General features: G+C 73.4%; 10 protein-coding genes. 6 read left to right on the forward strand and 4 right to left on the reverse strand.

The window, feature by feature from the left end; translation table 11 throughout:
* The first annotated feature begins 40 nt into the window (after positions 1-40).
* From ACGFY5_RS28370 to ACGFY5_RS28395, 6 genes are all read left to right on the forward strand, one after another.
* Positions 41-1198 carry an exonuclease SbcCD subunit D gene (locus ACGFY5_RS28370; protein ID WP_392724465.1) on the forward strand — a complete coding sequence of 386 codons (1158 nt, stop codon included), beginning with the start codon at positions 41-43 and terminating at the stop codon, positions 1196-1198.
* Positions 1199-1209: 11 nt separating this feature from the next.
* Positions 1210-4704 carry an AAA family ATPase gene (locus ACGFY5_RS28375; protein WP_392724467.1) on the forward strand — a complete coding sequence of 1165 codons (3495 nt, stop codon included), beginning with the start codon at positions 1210-1212 and terminating at the stop codon, positions 4702-4704.
* The gene (locus tag ACGFY5_RS28380) at positions 4701-5645 is read left to right on the forward strand and encodes a hypothetical protein (RefSeq protein ID WP_392724469.1); all 945 of its coding nucleotides are present in this window, start codon (positions 4701-4703) and stop codon (positions 5643-5645) included. The genes ACGFY5_RS28375 and ACGFY5_RS28380 overlap by 4 nt, the downstream gene beginning before the upstream one ends.
* Positions 5646-5853: 208 nt before the next feature.
* Positions 5854-7431: an ATP-binding protein gene (locus ACGFY5_RS28385; RefSeq protein WP_392724470.1), complete on the forward strand. Its 1578-nt coding sequence runs from the start codon at positions 5854-5856 to the stop codon at positions 7429-7431.
* Between the two features lie 87 nt (positions 7432-7518).
* On the forward strand, positions 7519-7884 hold the full coding sequence (locus ACGFY5_RS28390; RefSeq protein WP_392724471.1) for a hypothetical protein: 366 nt from the start codon (positions 7519-7521) through the stop codon (positions 7882-7884).
* Positions 7885-7894: 10 nt separating this feature from the next.
* Entirely contained in the window at positions 7895-9079 is a 1185-nt protein-coding gene (locus tag ACGFY5_RS28395) for a 2-dehydropantoate 2-reductase (protein ID WP_392724473.1), read from the forward strand.
* Between the two features lie 119 nt (positions 9080-9198).
* On the opposite strand, the gene ACGFY5_RS28400 is transcribed toward ACGFY5_RS28395, so the two are convergent.
* The 4 genes from ACGFY5_RS28400 to ACGFY5_RS28415 form a co-directional block, all read right to left on the reverse strand.
* Positions 9199-10017 carry an enoyl-CoA hydratase-related protein gene (locus tag ACGFY5_RS28400; protein ID WP_392724474.1) on the reverse strand — a complete coding sequence of 273 codons (819 nt, stop codon included), beginning with the start codon at positions 10015-10017 and terminating at the stop codon, positions 9199-9201.
* A gap of 280 nt (positions 10018-10297) precedes the next feature.
* Positions 10298-11923 carry an ABC-F family ATP-binding cassette domain-containing protein gene (locus ACGFY5_RS28405; protein WP_392724476.1) on the reverse strand — a complete coding sequence of 542 codons (1626 nt, stop codon included), beginning with the start codon at positions 11921-11923 and terminating at the stop codon, positions 10298-10300.
* A gap of 207 nt (positions 11924-12130) precedes the next feature.
* Positions 12131-13306, reverse strand: coding sequence for a glycosyltransferase (locus ACGFY5_RS28410; RefSeq protein ID WP_392724478.1), 1176 nt, complete (start codon positions 13304-13306; stop codon positions 12131-12133).
* Between the two features lie 16 nt (positions 13307-13322).
* Positions 13323-14666: a PucR family transcriptional regulator gene (locus tag ACGFY5_RS28415; RefSeq protein ID WP_392724479.1), complete on the reverse strand. Its 1344-nt coding sequence runs from the start codon at positions 14664-14666 to the stop codon at positions 13323-13325.
* Positions 14667-14722 lie beyond the last annotated feature (56 nt).

Raw genomic sequence — 14722 nt, forward strand, 5'->3', positions numbered from 1 at the left:
GTCGCCTGCAACGTCGTCCCCCGACTGCGAGAGAAGAGTCGTGAAGTTCCTGCACACCTCCGACTGGCATGTGGGCAAGGTCCTCAAGGGCCGTAACCGCCTCGACGAGCAGCGCGCGGTCCTGCGCGAGATCGTGGCTCTCGCCCGTACGCACGAGGTCGACGCGGTAGTGGTCGCCGGAGATCTGTACGACTCCGCGGCTCCCAGCGCGGAGGCCCAGGAACTCGTCGTCCAGGCGTTGATGGCACTGCGAAAGACCGGTGCCGAGGTGATCGCGATCGCCGGCAACCACGACCATCCCCGCACCTTCGACGCCTACCGGCCGCTGATGGGCATCGCCGGCATCACGATGGTCGGCTCCGTGCGCACCGCCGAGACCGGCGGCGTCGTGAGCTTCACCGCCCCCCACACCGGCGAACCGGTCAAGATCGCGGTGCTGCCGTTCCTCTCGCAGCGGCACGCGATCAAGGCCGCCGAGCTCGTCGCGAAGACGCCCGCCGAGAACAGCGCCGGCTACGACCAGTTGATGCGTGACCTGCTCAACACGCTCACCTCGGGCTTCGGCGACGACGCGGTCAACCTCGTCACCGCCCACCTCACGGTCACCGGCGGCGCCATGGGTGGCGGGGAGCGGGCCGCCCAGTCGATCTTCGAGTACCACGTCCCGGCCGGTGCATTCCCCGCCGACGCACACTACGTCGCACTGGGCCACCTGCACCGGCGGCAGACGCTCCCGGCGGCGTGCCCGGTGGTCTACTCCGGAGCTCCGATCGCCGTCGACTTCGGAGAGCAGGACAACCTCCCCTCCGTGTGCCTGGTCGAGGCCACGCCGTCCACCCCGGCCCGCGTCACGGATCTCCCGCTCACCAGCGCGAAGAGGCTCCGCACCCTGCACGGCACGATCGCCGAACTCGGCGACAGAGCAGAAGAACATGCCGACGACTACCTGCGCGTCGTCGTCCGCGAACCGGCCCGCGCCGGCCTCCGCGAGGAGGTGCAGGCCATCCTCCCGGGTGCGCTCGAAGTCCGCATCGACCCGGAGTTCGCAGCCCCGCTCCAGACGACGCGTTCCGACAAACGCAACGAGCAGAGCGGCCCCGCCGAGCTGTTCGCCGAGTTCCTTACCGAACGCAAAATCGTCGACGAACGGGTACAGAGCCTCTTCACCCGCCTGCACGACGACGTCACCACGGGCTGAGGAGGTCACCGATGCGCCCCGTACTCCTCGCGATGGACGGATTCGGCTCGTTCCGCGAGCCCACCACCGTCGATTTCGCCGAAGCCGACTACTTCGCGCTGGTCGGCGCCACCGGCGCGGGCAAGTCCACGGTGATCGACGCGATCACGTTCGCGCTGTTCGGCAGCGTGCCGCGCTGGGACGACAAGCGGAAGGTCTCGCTGGCGCTCGCGCCCACCGCCAGCCGCGGCACGGTCCGGCTGGTGTTCGACGTCGGGCCCGAGCGTTATGTGGTCGTGCGCGAGCTGCGCCGGGCGGCGTCCGGCGCGGTCACCGTGAAGAACGTCCGGCTGGAGCACCTTGCCGACCCGACCACGCTCGGCGACCTCGAGGACGACACCGAACTGGTCGCGGCCGACAAGGAAGCCACCCCGGCGGTGGAGACCCTGCTCGGGCTCACGTTCGAGCACTTCTGCACGTGCGTCGTCCTACCGCAGGGCGACTTCGCGGAGTTCCTGCACGCTCGCGCCGGCGACCGGCAGAAGATCCTGGTCAAGCTGCTCGGGCTGGAGGTCTACGACCAGATCGCCAAGGCCGCCAACACCGAGGCCGCCCGCGAGAAGCAGAACGCCGACCTGCTCGGTGAACAGCTACTGCGCTACGGCGACGCCACGGAGGAGGCGCACGAGGCCGCGAACGACAGGGTCGTCGCACTGGTCGACGCCGAGAACCGGGTCGCCACCGCACTGCCGGTCCTCGCGTCCGCGGCCGCCGAGGCCCACACCGCCCGGCACACCGTGGCCCGGCTCTCCACCGAACGGGAGTGGCTCACCGCGGTCGAGGTGCCGGAAGGGCTCGGCGAGCTGGATGCGAGGTTCCGCGCCGCCCAGGACACCGCCACGCAGGCCAAGGACGCTCTGGCCGAGGCCGAGAAAGCCGACTCGGACGCCCGTGCCGCGGTCGCCGCCGCGCCTGCCCGCGGACCGCTGGAACAGGCCCGGCGCGCCCGCGCCGAGCTGGTGGCGCTGGAGGCCGGCCGGCCGGTGCTGGTCGAGCGTCAATCCGTCGCCGTTCAATCCTTGGGCGACGCAGAAGCGCGGGTCGTGGCCGCTGACCAGGCCGTCGAACAGGCGCGCACCACGCAGCTCGAGGCCACCGCCGGGGCCGACGCCGCCCGCGACACCGTCGCCCGGCTCACGGCCGAACGCGATCGGCTCGCCGCGGTGCGGGTACCGCCGGGCCTGAACGAACTCGACGCACGGCTGCGCGCCGCGCGCGAGGCGGCGTCCCGGGCGGCCGCGGCGCTGACCGAGGCGGAGGCCGCGGATTCAGCGGCCCGGGCGGCGGTGAGCGGTTCCCCTCCCCGCGGCCCGGTGGAGGAGGCGCGGCGGGCCCGGCGCGAACTCGACGCCGCGGTGTCCGGCCGCCCGGCCCTGGTCGAGCGCACCACCGAGGGTGCGGCTCGTCTCGCCGACGCCGAGCGTGCCGTCGACGACGCACGCACGGCCCTCGAGCAGGCCCGCGCGGCACGCGAGTCCGACGCGCGGGCCCGCACCGCGGCCGTGTTGCGTCCGCACCTGGTGGCGGGGGAGCCGTGCCCGGTCTGCGAGCAGTCCGTTCTCACGCTCCCGCCGCCGTTGGACGACCAGGCCGGCACCGCCGACGCCGACCGGCTCATCGCCGAGGCCCAGCACGCCGCGGACCAGGCGTCGACTGAACGGTCGACGGCCGCGGCCGTTCTCCGCGCCGCCGAGACGGCCCTCGCCGATGCCGACCAGACGATCGCGCGCCTCCAGGCCGTGCTCGGCGAGGAGAGCCTGCGCACCACGGTCCACGGCGCGGGAGCCGGCGCGGTCGAGATCCTCTCGCTCGCCGACCTCGAGCGCTGGCTCACCGCGCGCGACGCGCTCGACACCGCCGCCCGGGCCGCGGACCTCGAACTCGTGGCCGCCCGCACGGCCCGCGCCGACGCCGACCGCGATGCGGCCAAGGTCGACGCGGAGTCCAGCGGCATCCGCTCCGCGCTGCGCGAGACCCGCGATGCGATGGCCGCGCTCGGCGCCCCGGCCGGTCTCGTGGAGGACGTCGCGGCCGGCTGGGCCGCGCTGGCGACCTGGGCGTCGTCCGCCGCCGCGGAGCGCACCACGGCGCTCGCCGCCGCGGCCACGAACGAGAAAAAAGCAGCGAAGACGCTCGCCGCGGCGGAGACGACCCTCTCCCAAGCCCAACAGCACCTTGCCGACGCCCGTCGCGCGCACACCGAGGCCAGCCGCGCCGAGCAGCGCGCAGCAGCCGAACTCGCCGCTGCCGACCGCACCGCCGAGACGCTCACCACGCAGCTCGGCGACGCCCCTGACGCGGCGGCGCTGGCCGCGTCCCTCGCGGAGCTCGATGCGCTCGACGCCCGGGCCCGGGAGGCCGACGAGCGGCTGCGCACCGCCCGGGGCGCGCTGACCACCGCTCAGCGCACCGAGAAAGTGGCGTACGAGCAGGTCGCGACGACCGTTCGTGGGCTCACCGCGGTCCGCGAACCGCTGGTGCCACTGGGTGCTCCCGCGATCCCGTCGGACGACCCCGTCGGTGGGTGGCGCGCGTTCGCCGAGTGGGCGGCCACCGCCGCAGCCGAGCGCACCGACCAGCTGGTCGAGGCCCGAACCGCCGTCGACACCGCCGACCACACCCTCTCCGTCCACGAACAGTCCCTCCGCGACCTCTTCACCGACCTCGACATCCCCCTCCCGCCTTCCGCGGGCACGGCCGCCGAAGCCGGCCGCGGGCCTAGCGCGCGCGTCGAGCCGGGCCGCGCGTCAGGTGCGGCCATCGCCGACGGCCCCGACGGTGGGGCCGGGGCGGCCGATCGGGGGGCGCCGGCGCCGGGCGGGCGGCCGCTGGCCGAAACCGCGCCGCCGGCGGTGGCGCGGGCGCTCGCGGAGGCGCGGGCCGCGGAGGCGCGCATCGCCGAGCGGCGGAAGGAGTCCGCCGAGCTGGTCGAGCGGCGCGACGCCGCCGAGACCGCCCAGCAGGTGGCGCGGCAGCTCGGCCAGCTGCTCCGCTCGGACGCGTTCCCGCGCTGGCTGGTCGCGTCCGCGCTGGGCCTGCTCGTCACCGAGGCGTCCGCCACTCTGAGCGAGTTGTCCGGCGGTCAGTTCGCGCTCACGCACGAGGCCGGCGAGTTCGTCGTCGTCGACCGGGCCGACGCCGACAGCAGGCGGCCGGTCAAGACGCTCTCCGGCGGCGAAACGTTCCAGGCGAGCCTTGCCCTGGCGCTCGCACTCTCCACGCACCTGTCGACGATGGCGGCGTCCGGCGCCGCCCGGCTCGACTCGATCTTCCTCGACGAGGGCTTCGGCACCCTCGACGAGGCGACGCTCGAGGTGGTCGCGGCGACGCTCGAGAACCTGGCCGCCGGTGGTGACCGCATGGTCGGGCTGGTCACGCACGTGGCGGCGCTCGCGGAGCGGGTGCCGGTACGGTTCGAGGTCAGCCGCGACCAGCGCACGTCCGTGGTGACGAAGGTGATGCAATGAAGTTCTCCGTCGACGCCTGGGATCCCGGGTACGGCACCAGCACCGAGGACGACGCGGCGCGCACGAAGTCCTCGGCCCAGCTGGATCTCGAGGTCGAGCGGCCGCAGACCGACTGGAAGCCGATCGAGCCGCGGCCGGTCGTCGCGCCGTCCGCGGTGCTGTTCGTCGACGGGGTCCGGCGCATCGACGCGCAGCTCTGGGTGCACAGCGAGAACGCGGCTTCGCTGGCGATCTGTGCCTCGTACGCGGCCGGGGTGGTCTGCTGCACGGACTCCGGGGCGACGGTGCCGACCGTCCAGGTTCGCCGGGGTGTGTTCACTGCTGCCGAGGACGCTGCGCCGGTCAGTACCTCGGTGGGCACGTATGCCCTGTACAAGGTGCGGCGCGACGACGCCGACGCGCTGAGCCTCGGGGTGCAGAGTCAGCTCGCGGACGTCGAGATGGAGGCTGCCCGCAAGGCGCGGGACGGGCTTTCCGAGGCGGCGACCGGTAGCGACCTGCTGGTGATCGATGGGCCGCTCAAGGGACGTCAGCACCTGCCGCGGGCGATCGGGTTCATCAAGACGCACAAGGCGGAGTACCTGCCCGCGCATCTCAACGGGGTGATCGCGCGGCTGGAGGCGGCGCATCGGTCGCCGGTGTTCCGGATGGGTACCAGCTGGGACCGGTACGCCTGGTACCTCCGGCTGCCCGGTGGGGTCGGGGCGCCGTGGGCGGGTGTCGTCCGCGTCGAGTGCGCGGCCGACCTGACCGCTGCTGACGCGGTCGCGCTGGCGAACCTGAGCCAGGAGACGCTCTGCCGGTACGCGTCCGTCGAGTTCAAGGACTCGCGCGCCCCGCAGAACCTCTTCCCGATCGCCGGCCTCGAACGCGCCCTCCGCCGCCGCCTGGGCGACCCAGGCCTCCTCTACCGAGCCCTCCGATCCGCCGCCCGCCCCTAACGCCCTTCCACACGCACTACACGCCTCCCACGCCCGCGCTTCCCGCGCTGGCGCGTGCCCGCGCCTCCCGCGCCTCCGCGCGCCCGCGTTTCCCGCGCTGCGCGCGCCCGCGTTTCCCGCGCTGCGCGCGCCCGCGCGTTCGAGTGGCGATCGACGGGGTATAACCTCGCATAAGGGGCATAACTGGCGACGGAGAGGGGCTGGGCCCGTGCGGTCGGCGGCCACGCGGATGCGCTTCGGCTTCGCGATTGTGATCGTCTTCCTGCTGCTCGCGGCCGCAGTGGAGTTCGCCTCAGGAGCGCTGGACGGCGGGGTCTTCTCGCTCGGCGGAGCGATCCTCGTCGGCCTGATCGGCACGCGCCTGAGCCGCGAGATCGCCCAACCGCTCGACGCCGTGGGCGACGTCCTGCACCGCGCCGCCGCCGGCGACCTCGCGGCCCGCGCACCCCTGGACGGCCCGCACGTGTACGCGGCCGCGAACACCGTCATCGCCGGGTGTGAGCAGGCAGTGTCGGTCGAGGAGGCGCGGCGCCTGGTCCGCCGGCTCGCCGACCCGAACGGCGAGGTACCGAGCGCCAAGGGCCCCGAAGCCGCGCTCGCGGACGTCGTCCAGCGCGTGGGCGTCGCACTCTCCGTCGACCGGGTGTTCGTCCGAGTCACCGCCGGAACGCCACTCGTCGCCCAGTGGCACCGCGAAGGCCTCGAACCGGTGTCGGAGGAGCTCCCGCTCCTGCCACCCGACCCGCGCAGCACCGAACCGCTCGGCACCCCGGACGCCCACACGAACCTGCGCGGCGACCCGATCCTCTACGGCGACACCCCCCGCGCCCGGGCCGCCCGCACCCTCACCGAGGAAGCGGACGTCCGCGCCCTGGTCGCCACCCGCATCTCGGTCGCCCGGAAGCCGTGCGGCGCGCTCATGGTGATGGACAGCGCCGGCCCACGCACCTGGACGCCCGGCGAGCTCGACCTGCTCTCCTCGGTGGCCGCCGACCTGAGCCGCATGGTGGAGAACGCCCAGCTGATGGCCGACCAACGTCGGCTCGAGAGCGAAAAACAACTGTTCATCGCGACTGCGTCCCACGAGCTTCGGACCCCGCTCGCGAGCATCCTCGGCTACCTCGAGCTGCTCTCGGTCGGCGACTTCGGCGGCCTCACCGAAGACCAGCTGAACGCCATCCGGGTCGTCGAACGCAACACGGCCCGCCTGCACGAACTCGTTCTCGACCTGCTGACGATCTCCGGCATCGGACCGGCGGGCAACCTCACCGATCGCCCGCCCGTCGACCTCAGCGACGTCGTCGCGAAAGTCGTCACGGAGACCGGGCCCATCGCCGCCGAGGCGCGGATCGAGGTCCGGTTCGAGGAGAAGGACCCGGCGACGGTCCTCGCCGAATCCCGGCAGCTCGAGCGCGCGCTCACCGCCCTGGTGCACAACGCCATCGTGTTCACCCCGGCGGGCGGGTCGATCACGATCACGCTGGACCGGGACACCGGCGGTCCGATCGGGAGCGCGCGGCTGACCGTCGCCGACACCGGCATCGGCATTCCGGAGGACGAGCTCGCCCGGGCGGTGGAGCCGTTCTACCGCGGGTCCAACGCGCTCGAGCGCGGTATCGCGGGTTCCGGCCTCGGGCTGTCCATCGTGGCGATGGTCGCGCAGCAACACGCCGGGACCGTCACGCTCGCCGCCCGGCCCGGCGGTGGCACCGAGGCCACGATCCGGCTCCCGCTCGCCCAGTTCACGGCCGCAGCGGTGTCGAGCTCGATCATTGGTTGGCGCTGACCAACGGACCGAACGGGACGCCCGCGACGCGGTGTACGGATACGGTTATCGTGAGCCGGATTCGCCCTTCGACCTGAATGGACTCCTGTGCCCACGTTCCGTGTGACGCGCTACGTGCTCTCCTACGGCGCGGTGAAGACTGCCGGTGAGCGGCCGTTCCCCTGGCACTCGATCATCCTGGTGTTCGACCCGGACGGGCGTCCGCCGGTCTCCGACGCGGTGGTGTTGTTCACCCCCAGCAACAGCTTGGGCAACATGAACACCCCCAACCGGTTGACGGCGTACCTGCCGGTCGAGGATTTCGACACTTACCACCGCATCCTGCAGACGGAGAGCCCCTGTTTCGCGGAGTGGACCGAGGACAACGGCGGCCGGCTGACCAGCTTCTATCTCAAGACGCAGGAGGAGCCCGTGGGTGAGGGCCCGGTCGACCGGTCCGAGGGTCCGGGCTGATCCTCACCGCGTGAGCATCGACAAGGTCTGCGTCGTCGGCGCCGGAGCCGTCGGCGGCGTGCTCGGCACCCGCCTCGCGTCCCACGGCGTCCGCGTCTCCGCGCTGGCCCGTGGAGCCACGCTGGCCGCCCTCCGCGCCCACGGCTGGCGCCTCCGCGAGCGCGAAGCGCATCCCGGCCCGCCCGGCGCCGCGCAGGCCCCCGCCTCCGGCGTCGCGCAGGAGCGGGCCTCCGGCGTCGCGCAGGCGTCCGCCTCCGGCGTCGCGCAGGAGCGGGCCTCCGGCGTCGCGCAGGCCCCCGCCTCCGGCGCGGCACAGGCCCCCGCCTCCGGCGCGGCGCAGACCCGTGGCGCAGGCTCGGTGGTGACCGCGCCGGTGGTCGCCAGTGGCGACCCGGGGGAGCTCGGGGTGCAGGATCTGGTGGTGGTTTCGGTCAAAGCCACTGCTCTGGGCGACGCTGTGAGCGCGCTGCCGGCGCTCGTGGGGCCGGACACGGTGGTGCTGACGGCGATGAACGGCGTGCCGTGGTGGTTCTTCGCCGCAGGGGAAGGGCTCCCCGCGGAGCTGCGGGGGATGCGGCTCCGCGCGGTGGACCCCGACGGCACGATCGCGGCCACGGTCCCGGCCGAGCACGTGCTCGGGGGCGTCGTGCACTACAGCGCGGCGGTGGCCGAGCCCGGCGTCGCGGTGCTCAACGCGCTGGGGCACGGGCTGATCGTCGGTGAGCCCGACGGGAGCCGGTCGGAGCGGGCCGCCCAGGTCGTCGACCTGCTGTCCGCGGCCGGGATCCCGACGGTGCTCTCCACCCGGATCCAGGCCGACGTCTGGTACAAGCTCTGGGGCAACATGACGATGAATCCGGTCTCGGTGCTCACCGGCGCCACCAGTGACCGGATCCTCGACGATCCGCTGGTGTACGAGTTCTGCGCCGGTGTGATGCGGGAGGCCGCCGAGGTCGGAGACCGGATCGGCTGTCACATCGACGAGACCGTCGCCGATCGGATGACCGTCACCCGCGGGCTCGGGGCGATGACGACGTCGATGCTGCAGGATGCCCGCTCGGGGCGTCCGATCGAGCTCGACGCCCTCGTCGGCGCCGTCCGCGAGATCGCCGCCGCAGTCGGGGTCCCCACCCCGGCAACAGACGCCCTCATGGGCCTGACTCGCCTCGCTGCGCGTGAGCGCTCCCTGTATTGAAATCTCTGACCTGGAGCCCGTCGAGGGCGACGCTGCCGAGCGGGCGGAAGGACGCCGCGTATAGGTGATACTCAAGTCCTTCCGCCCGCTCGGCAGCGTCGTTCTCGGCGGGCCGCCCCCTAGTCCGGGACGGCCCAGTGGGGGAGGCGAGTCTCCAAGAGGGCCGCGATGCCCTCGCGTGCTTCCGGGGCCTCGCAGAGTTCGGCCCAGAGCTTCACCATCGCCGGACCGTGCTCGTCGAGTTGTGCCCGGATCGGGCGTTTGAGCAGCTCCTTCGTCGCGGCGAGCGCCCCGGGGGAACCGGCGAGCAGGCTCGCGACCGCGAAGTCGACGGCCGCGTCGAGCATCTCGTCGTCGACGACCTGGCTGACCAGCCCGATTTCCTCGGCGATCCCGGCGTCGATCGTGACGCCGGTGAGGTACGCGCGGGCGGCGGCGCGGGGGGCGATGCGTGGCAGGGTCGTGAGCGCGGCCAGCGTCGGTGCCAGGCCGATTCGCGTCTCGGTGAAGCCGTAGAGGGCGCTGCGCTCCGAGATGACCAGGTCGCTCGCGCCCACGAGCCCGAGCCCGGCGGCGACCGCCTCGCCGTGGATGCGGGTGACGATCGGCTTCGGGAGGCGCACCATCGCCCGCAGCAGGGTGAGGTAGGCCTCCGCCCAGATCTCCGGGTGGTGTTCGCCGGGCTCGGTGAGTTCGGTGAGGTCGGCGCCGGCGCAGAACACCTCGCCTTCGGCGACCAGCACGACGACCCGGACCTCGTTGTCCTCGGCCGCCGTCTGCATCGCGTCGATCAGGCCGGTCACGACCGGGAGGGACAGCGCGTTCCGGTTGGCCGGAGAGTCGAGCATGACAACGGCGACCGCGCCGTCCAAGCGGGTCCGCACGAGCGGCCGGCCCGCGTCGGCCGGCGCCGACGCTCCCATGGTCGATTGCTCCATATCGCCCAGCTTTACACATCTGCCGCATTCAGCACGCCAGCGCCCACCCCCGGCGCGGCGCCGCCGCTCGCGACCGCCTGCCGGCGCCCCACGGCGCCCGCGCTTCGGCGCGCGTGGCGCTGCGGGGTGTGTGGGAAAGCAGCCCCCACCCCACGCCCGCTGCGCCCGCTGCGCCCGCTGCGCCCGCTGCGCCCGCTGCGCCCGCTGCGCAGGCGGCGGTCAGGCTGGCGGGGCGTACCCCCCATGCCCCGCCTGCGCTCGCGCTGCCGCGGGGCGGCGGTCAGGTTAGCGGGGCCGCGCCCTCCTCGGTGAGGACGCCGTCGCGCAGGCGGAGCCGACGGGTCACGCCGACTGCCGCCAGGAAAGGCTCGTCGTGGCTGACGATTAGGAAGGCGCCCTCGTAGGCGTCCAGGGCGCTCTCCAGTTGGCCGACGCTCACCAGGTCGAGGTTGTTCGTGGGCTCGTCGAGGAGCAGCAACTGCGGCGCCGGCTCCGCGTAGAGTACGCACGCCAGCGTCGCGCGCAGCCGCTCACCCCCCGACAGCGCCCCGACCGGCAGATGCGCCCGCGCCCCGCGGAACAGGAACCGCGCGAGCAGCGTCAGCCGCTCCGACTCCGGCCTGGCCGGGGCGAACACGGCGAAGTTCTCCGCGATCGTCCGGTCGAGATCCAGCAGGTCGAGGCGCTGGGACAGATACGCGACCCGTCCCGCCCCGGAGGAGCGCAGCACTCCGGCGGACGGCGTCGCCTGTCCCGCGATCAGCCGCAGCAGCGTCGACTTGCCCGACCCGTTCGGACCGGTCAACGCGATCCGCTCCGGACCGCGGATCGTCAGCTCGAGCCCGGCCCCGAACAGCTCCCGAACCTGCAACCCTTCCCCACTGAACACCGTCCGCCCAGCCGGTACGCGCGTACCGGGAAGATCCAGCACGATCGCCGCATCGTCCCGCACCGCACGTTCGGCGTCGTCGAGCCGCGCCTGAGCGCTCCCGAGCCGCGCGGCGTGCGTACCCTCGGCGCGCGCCGCCGACTCCTGCGCACTCCGCGCCATGTTCCCCGCGAAGATCCGCGGCAGACCGGCGCTCTTCAGGTTCCGCGAGGCGTTGCTCGCGCGCCGCGCGGCCCGCTCCCGCGCCTGCTGCGCCTCCCGCTTCTCGCGTTTGACGTCCTGCTCCGCACTGCGGACGTTCTTCTCGGCCACCTCCTGGGCGGCCGCCACGGCCTCCTCGTACGCACTGAAGTTGCCGCCGTAGAACCGCATCTCGCCCCGGTCGAGCTCGGCGATGCGGTCCATCCGGTCGAGCAGCGCCCGGTCGTGGCTGACGACGAGCACACAGCCGCGCCACTCGTCGAGCACCCGGTAGAGCGCCTGCCGGGCGTCCCCGTCGAGGTTGTTCGTCGGTTCGTCCAACAGGAGCACGTCCGGCTGCTCCAGCAGGCGGGCGGCGAGACCGAGCGAGATCACCTCCCCGCCGCTGAGCGCGTCGAGGCGCTGGTCGAACGCCAGGGCGCCGAGGCCGAGGCGGTCCAGCTGGGCGCGGGTGCGGTCCTCGACGTCCCAGTCGTCGCCGATCGCCGCGAGGACCGCCTCGCTCGCGTCACCGGACTCCAGCGCGTCGAGGGCCTGGATGACCGGCGCGATGCCGAGGACCTCGGCGACGGTCGGGTCCCCGACGAGCGGCAGCGTCTGGGGGAGGTAGCCGAACGTGCCCTCGACGGTGACGCTCCCGGCGGCGGGCCGGAGCTCGCCGACGATCAGCTGGAGCAGCGTGCTCTTCCCGGAGCCGTTCGGGGCGACCAGACCGGTACGGCCCCCGCCGAGGCTGAACGAGAGGGAATCGAAGACCGGAGTGCCGTCCGGCCAGGAAAACGACAGGTCGGAACAGCTGACGAACGCAGTGGACATGCCAAGCCTTCACGGTGGAAACGCGGGCACGCCACTGGCGGCCCGACACGATCAGGGAACGACGAAATGGCCACGGCGGCGCGCTCGCGCCGGTGGCTCACCTCCGGAACTCACCCGGAGATGTCGTCGTCACCCAACACGGTCGTCTCCTCGGATCACCGATCTGACAGTTCGACGGTAGCAGCCATCCGGAACGCCGCGAGGTGCTCACCGCAGGCGCCCCACCGCCGCGACGACGGCCTCGGCGCCGTCCTCCGTCGCGAGGATCTCGGCGAGCGCCTCGGCCCGTTCGCGGTAGGCGTCGCCCGCGACGGCGGCTCGAAGAACGTCGGCAAGGGAAGTGAGGGAGGACGAGCGCAGACGGAGAGCCGCCGGAGCGACGCCGAGCGCCACCGACCGGCGCGCCCACAGGTACTGGTCGGCCTGGACGGGAGCCGGGACGGACGGAACGCCGGCGCGGAGGGTCGCGGCGGTGGTGCCGGCGCCACCGTGGTGCACGACCGCGGCCATCCGCGGGAACAACCGCTCGTGCGGGACGTCGTCGACCCGGAACAGATCATCGCCGGACGGCACGGCCACCGCGGACGCCCGCAGCACGATCCGGGCACCGACGCGACGGCAGGCGCGAACGGCGAGCTCGGTGAAGCGGCGGGCGGCGCGTCCGTCGCCGACGCTGCCCAGTCCGACGTAGACCGGCGCCGGACCGGCGGCCAGGAACTCGACGAGCGACGCCGGCGGGTGCCACTGGGCGGGCGCGGGCCACCAGTAGCCGACCGCGCGGGCGTCGGCCGGCCAGTCCGGGGGAGGGGGCAGCACCGCGGGGCTGAATCCGTACAGCACCGGATGGTCGGGGACGCGGCCGCGCAGGCCCAGTTCACGGCGAATGCGCCGGACGGCGGGGGCGGAGAACGTGTCCACGACGGACTGCACGAACCGCGCCGCGGGCCGGTTGCCGGGCCCCAGGGTGCCGATGCTGGTCACGGGTGGTGCGAACGCGCGCGTCGGATGGGCCGGCTGGAGATGCAGACCCACTACGGGGACGCCCAGCCCGGCGCCGATCTGCGTGGCGAGCGGCGCGGTGGCGGCGCTGGTGAGCAGCGCGTCGACGCCGGAACGGGCGGCGTCCAGCAGTGCGGTGCCGAGCTGGTCGAGGTAGCGCACGATTCCCGGTGCCGCCCGGATCGAGATCGCGGCGGCCTCCAGCACGGTCTGCTGGTCGCCGGGCAGCGGCCGGAACGCGGCACCGGACCCGGTGACCAGCCCCGCGTGGCCGCGATGGGTCGCGATCGTGACCGCGTGACCGGCCTCGCGGAGCCGGACGGCGAGTCCGGTGTAGGGCGCGACGTCGCCGCGCGAGCCCACGGTGACGATCAGTACTCGCATCGGCGCCGAAGGGTGCTCAGCGCTCGGCTGCTCGGACGGCGATGGTTGCGGTGCGGACGTTGACGAGGTCAGGGACCGCCTCGTGGTGATGAGGGGTTCGGGGGCCGGAGGAGCCCGATGGCCTGGGCCTCGGCGGGTCGGTGCCCGGCGGTGTTACGCGGTGCGACGGGGAAAACGGCGTTTCCGGCACCGGGGAGGTCACCCGGTCGTGGCGGAGCGTCGCCAGGTAGATCGCCACCTGGTCGGCCGCCCGGCTCAGGTCGAGGCCCAGCCGCTCCTCGATCCGGCCGAGCCGGTACAGCAGCGTATTGCGATGGATGTGCAGCGTCGCGGCCGTCGTCGTGCGGTCGAACCCGAACGCCACCAGCGCGTGCAGCGTCGTCCTCAGATCGTCGGGGAGCGGATCGTAGACCCGGGCGGTCAGCGCATCGCTGACCTCGGGGCAGAGCTCCACCAGCACCTCCGGAGCGAAGTCCGCGAGCCCGACCTTTCCGGTGCGTCCGCGCCGCACCGCGACGTCGATGACGACATGGAGATCGTGACACGCGGCAGCAAGCCGTCCGCGCGAGGCCGGCGCACCGACTGCGAACGCGACCTCGTCCAGCTCGGTCAGCCGCTCCAGCGACGACTGCGACAGGCAGATCCCGTCGACCCGCCCGCCCTCGCTGAAGGCCAGCACCCCACCGGCAGCGGTGAGTTCGGCGGCGAGACGGGTGTGGTCGGCCACACCGGCGTTGTGGTGCGCGGCGGCGAACGGCAGGTACTCACCCGTCGTGGACAGGCCGATGTCCTCGGCGAGCTCCACCAGGTCGGCGGTGAGCGCGGCGGCGCCGTCCAGCGCGTCGAACAGCCGGCGGAAGCGCCGCTCGCGCTCGGACCGACGCAGGTCACGGTCGTCGAGGCTGGCCTGCACGATCGCGGCCGTCGTCAGGTTGACGTAGGTCATCATCTCCTCGGTCACCGTCACGACCGCCGGGAGGTCGTCCGGACCGGCCGCCGCCCGCACGGCCCGGCACGCCGCCTCGGCCGCGATCCGGTACGAGCGCAGCAGTTCCTCCACCGGCGACTGGGACGCCGCGGCGGCCTGCCGCGCCAGGGCACGCAGTTCCGCGCGGGTGGGCTGCTCGCCGGAGTGCAGCATCCGGGTGAACATCCGGACGTGGTCGCGGACGACCGGCGCCGCCGCGTGCCAGCGCGGGTTCCCGGCGCGGGGCTCGGCGGGGACGCTGCCGTCCAGCCCGCGGCTGGCCCGCAAGGCCTGCAGGACGGCGTCCGAGACGGTGTCCCGGTCGAGGGCGTCGATGAGGCGGCGGACACGTGCGCGGTCGGACAGCGAACGAGACTCGTCGGACTCCGGCATGTTCCAAGACCTTGCCCGCCATTTCTCGATGGAACTCCTCGTCCGGGCTGCGATAG

The sequence above is a fragment of the Cryptosporangium sp. NPDC048952 genome (genome assembly GCF_043197895.1).
GTDB lineage: Bacteria > Actinomycetota > Actinomycetes > Mycobacteriales > Cryptosporangiaceae > Cryptosporangium.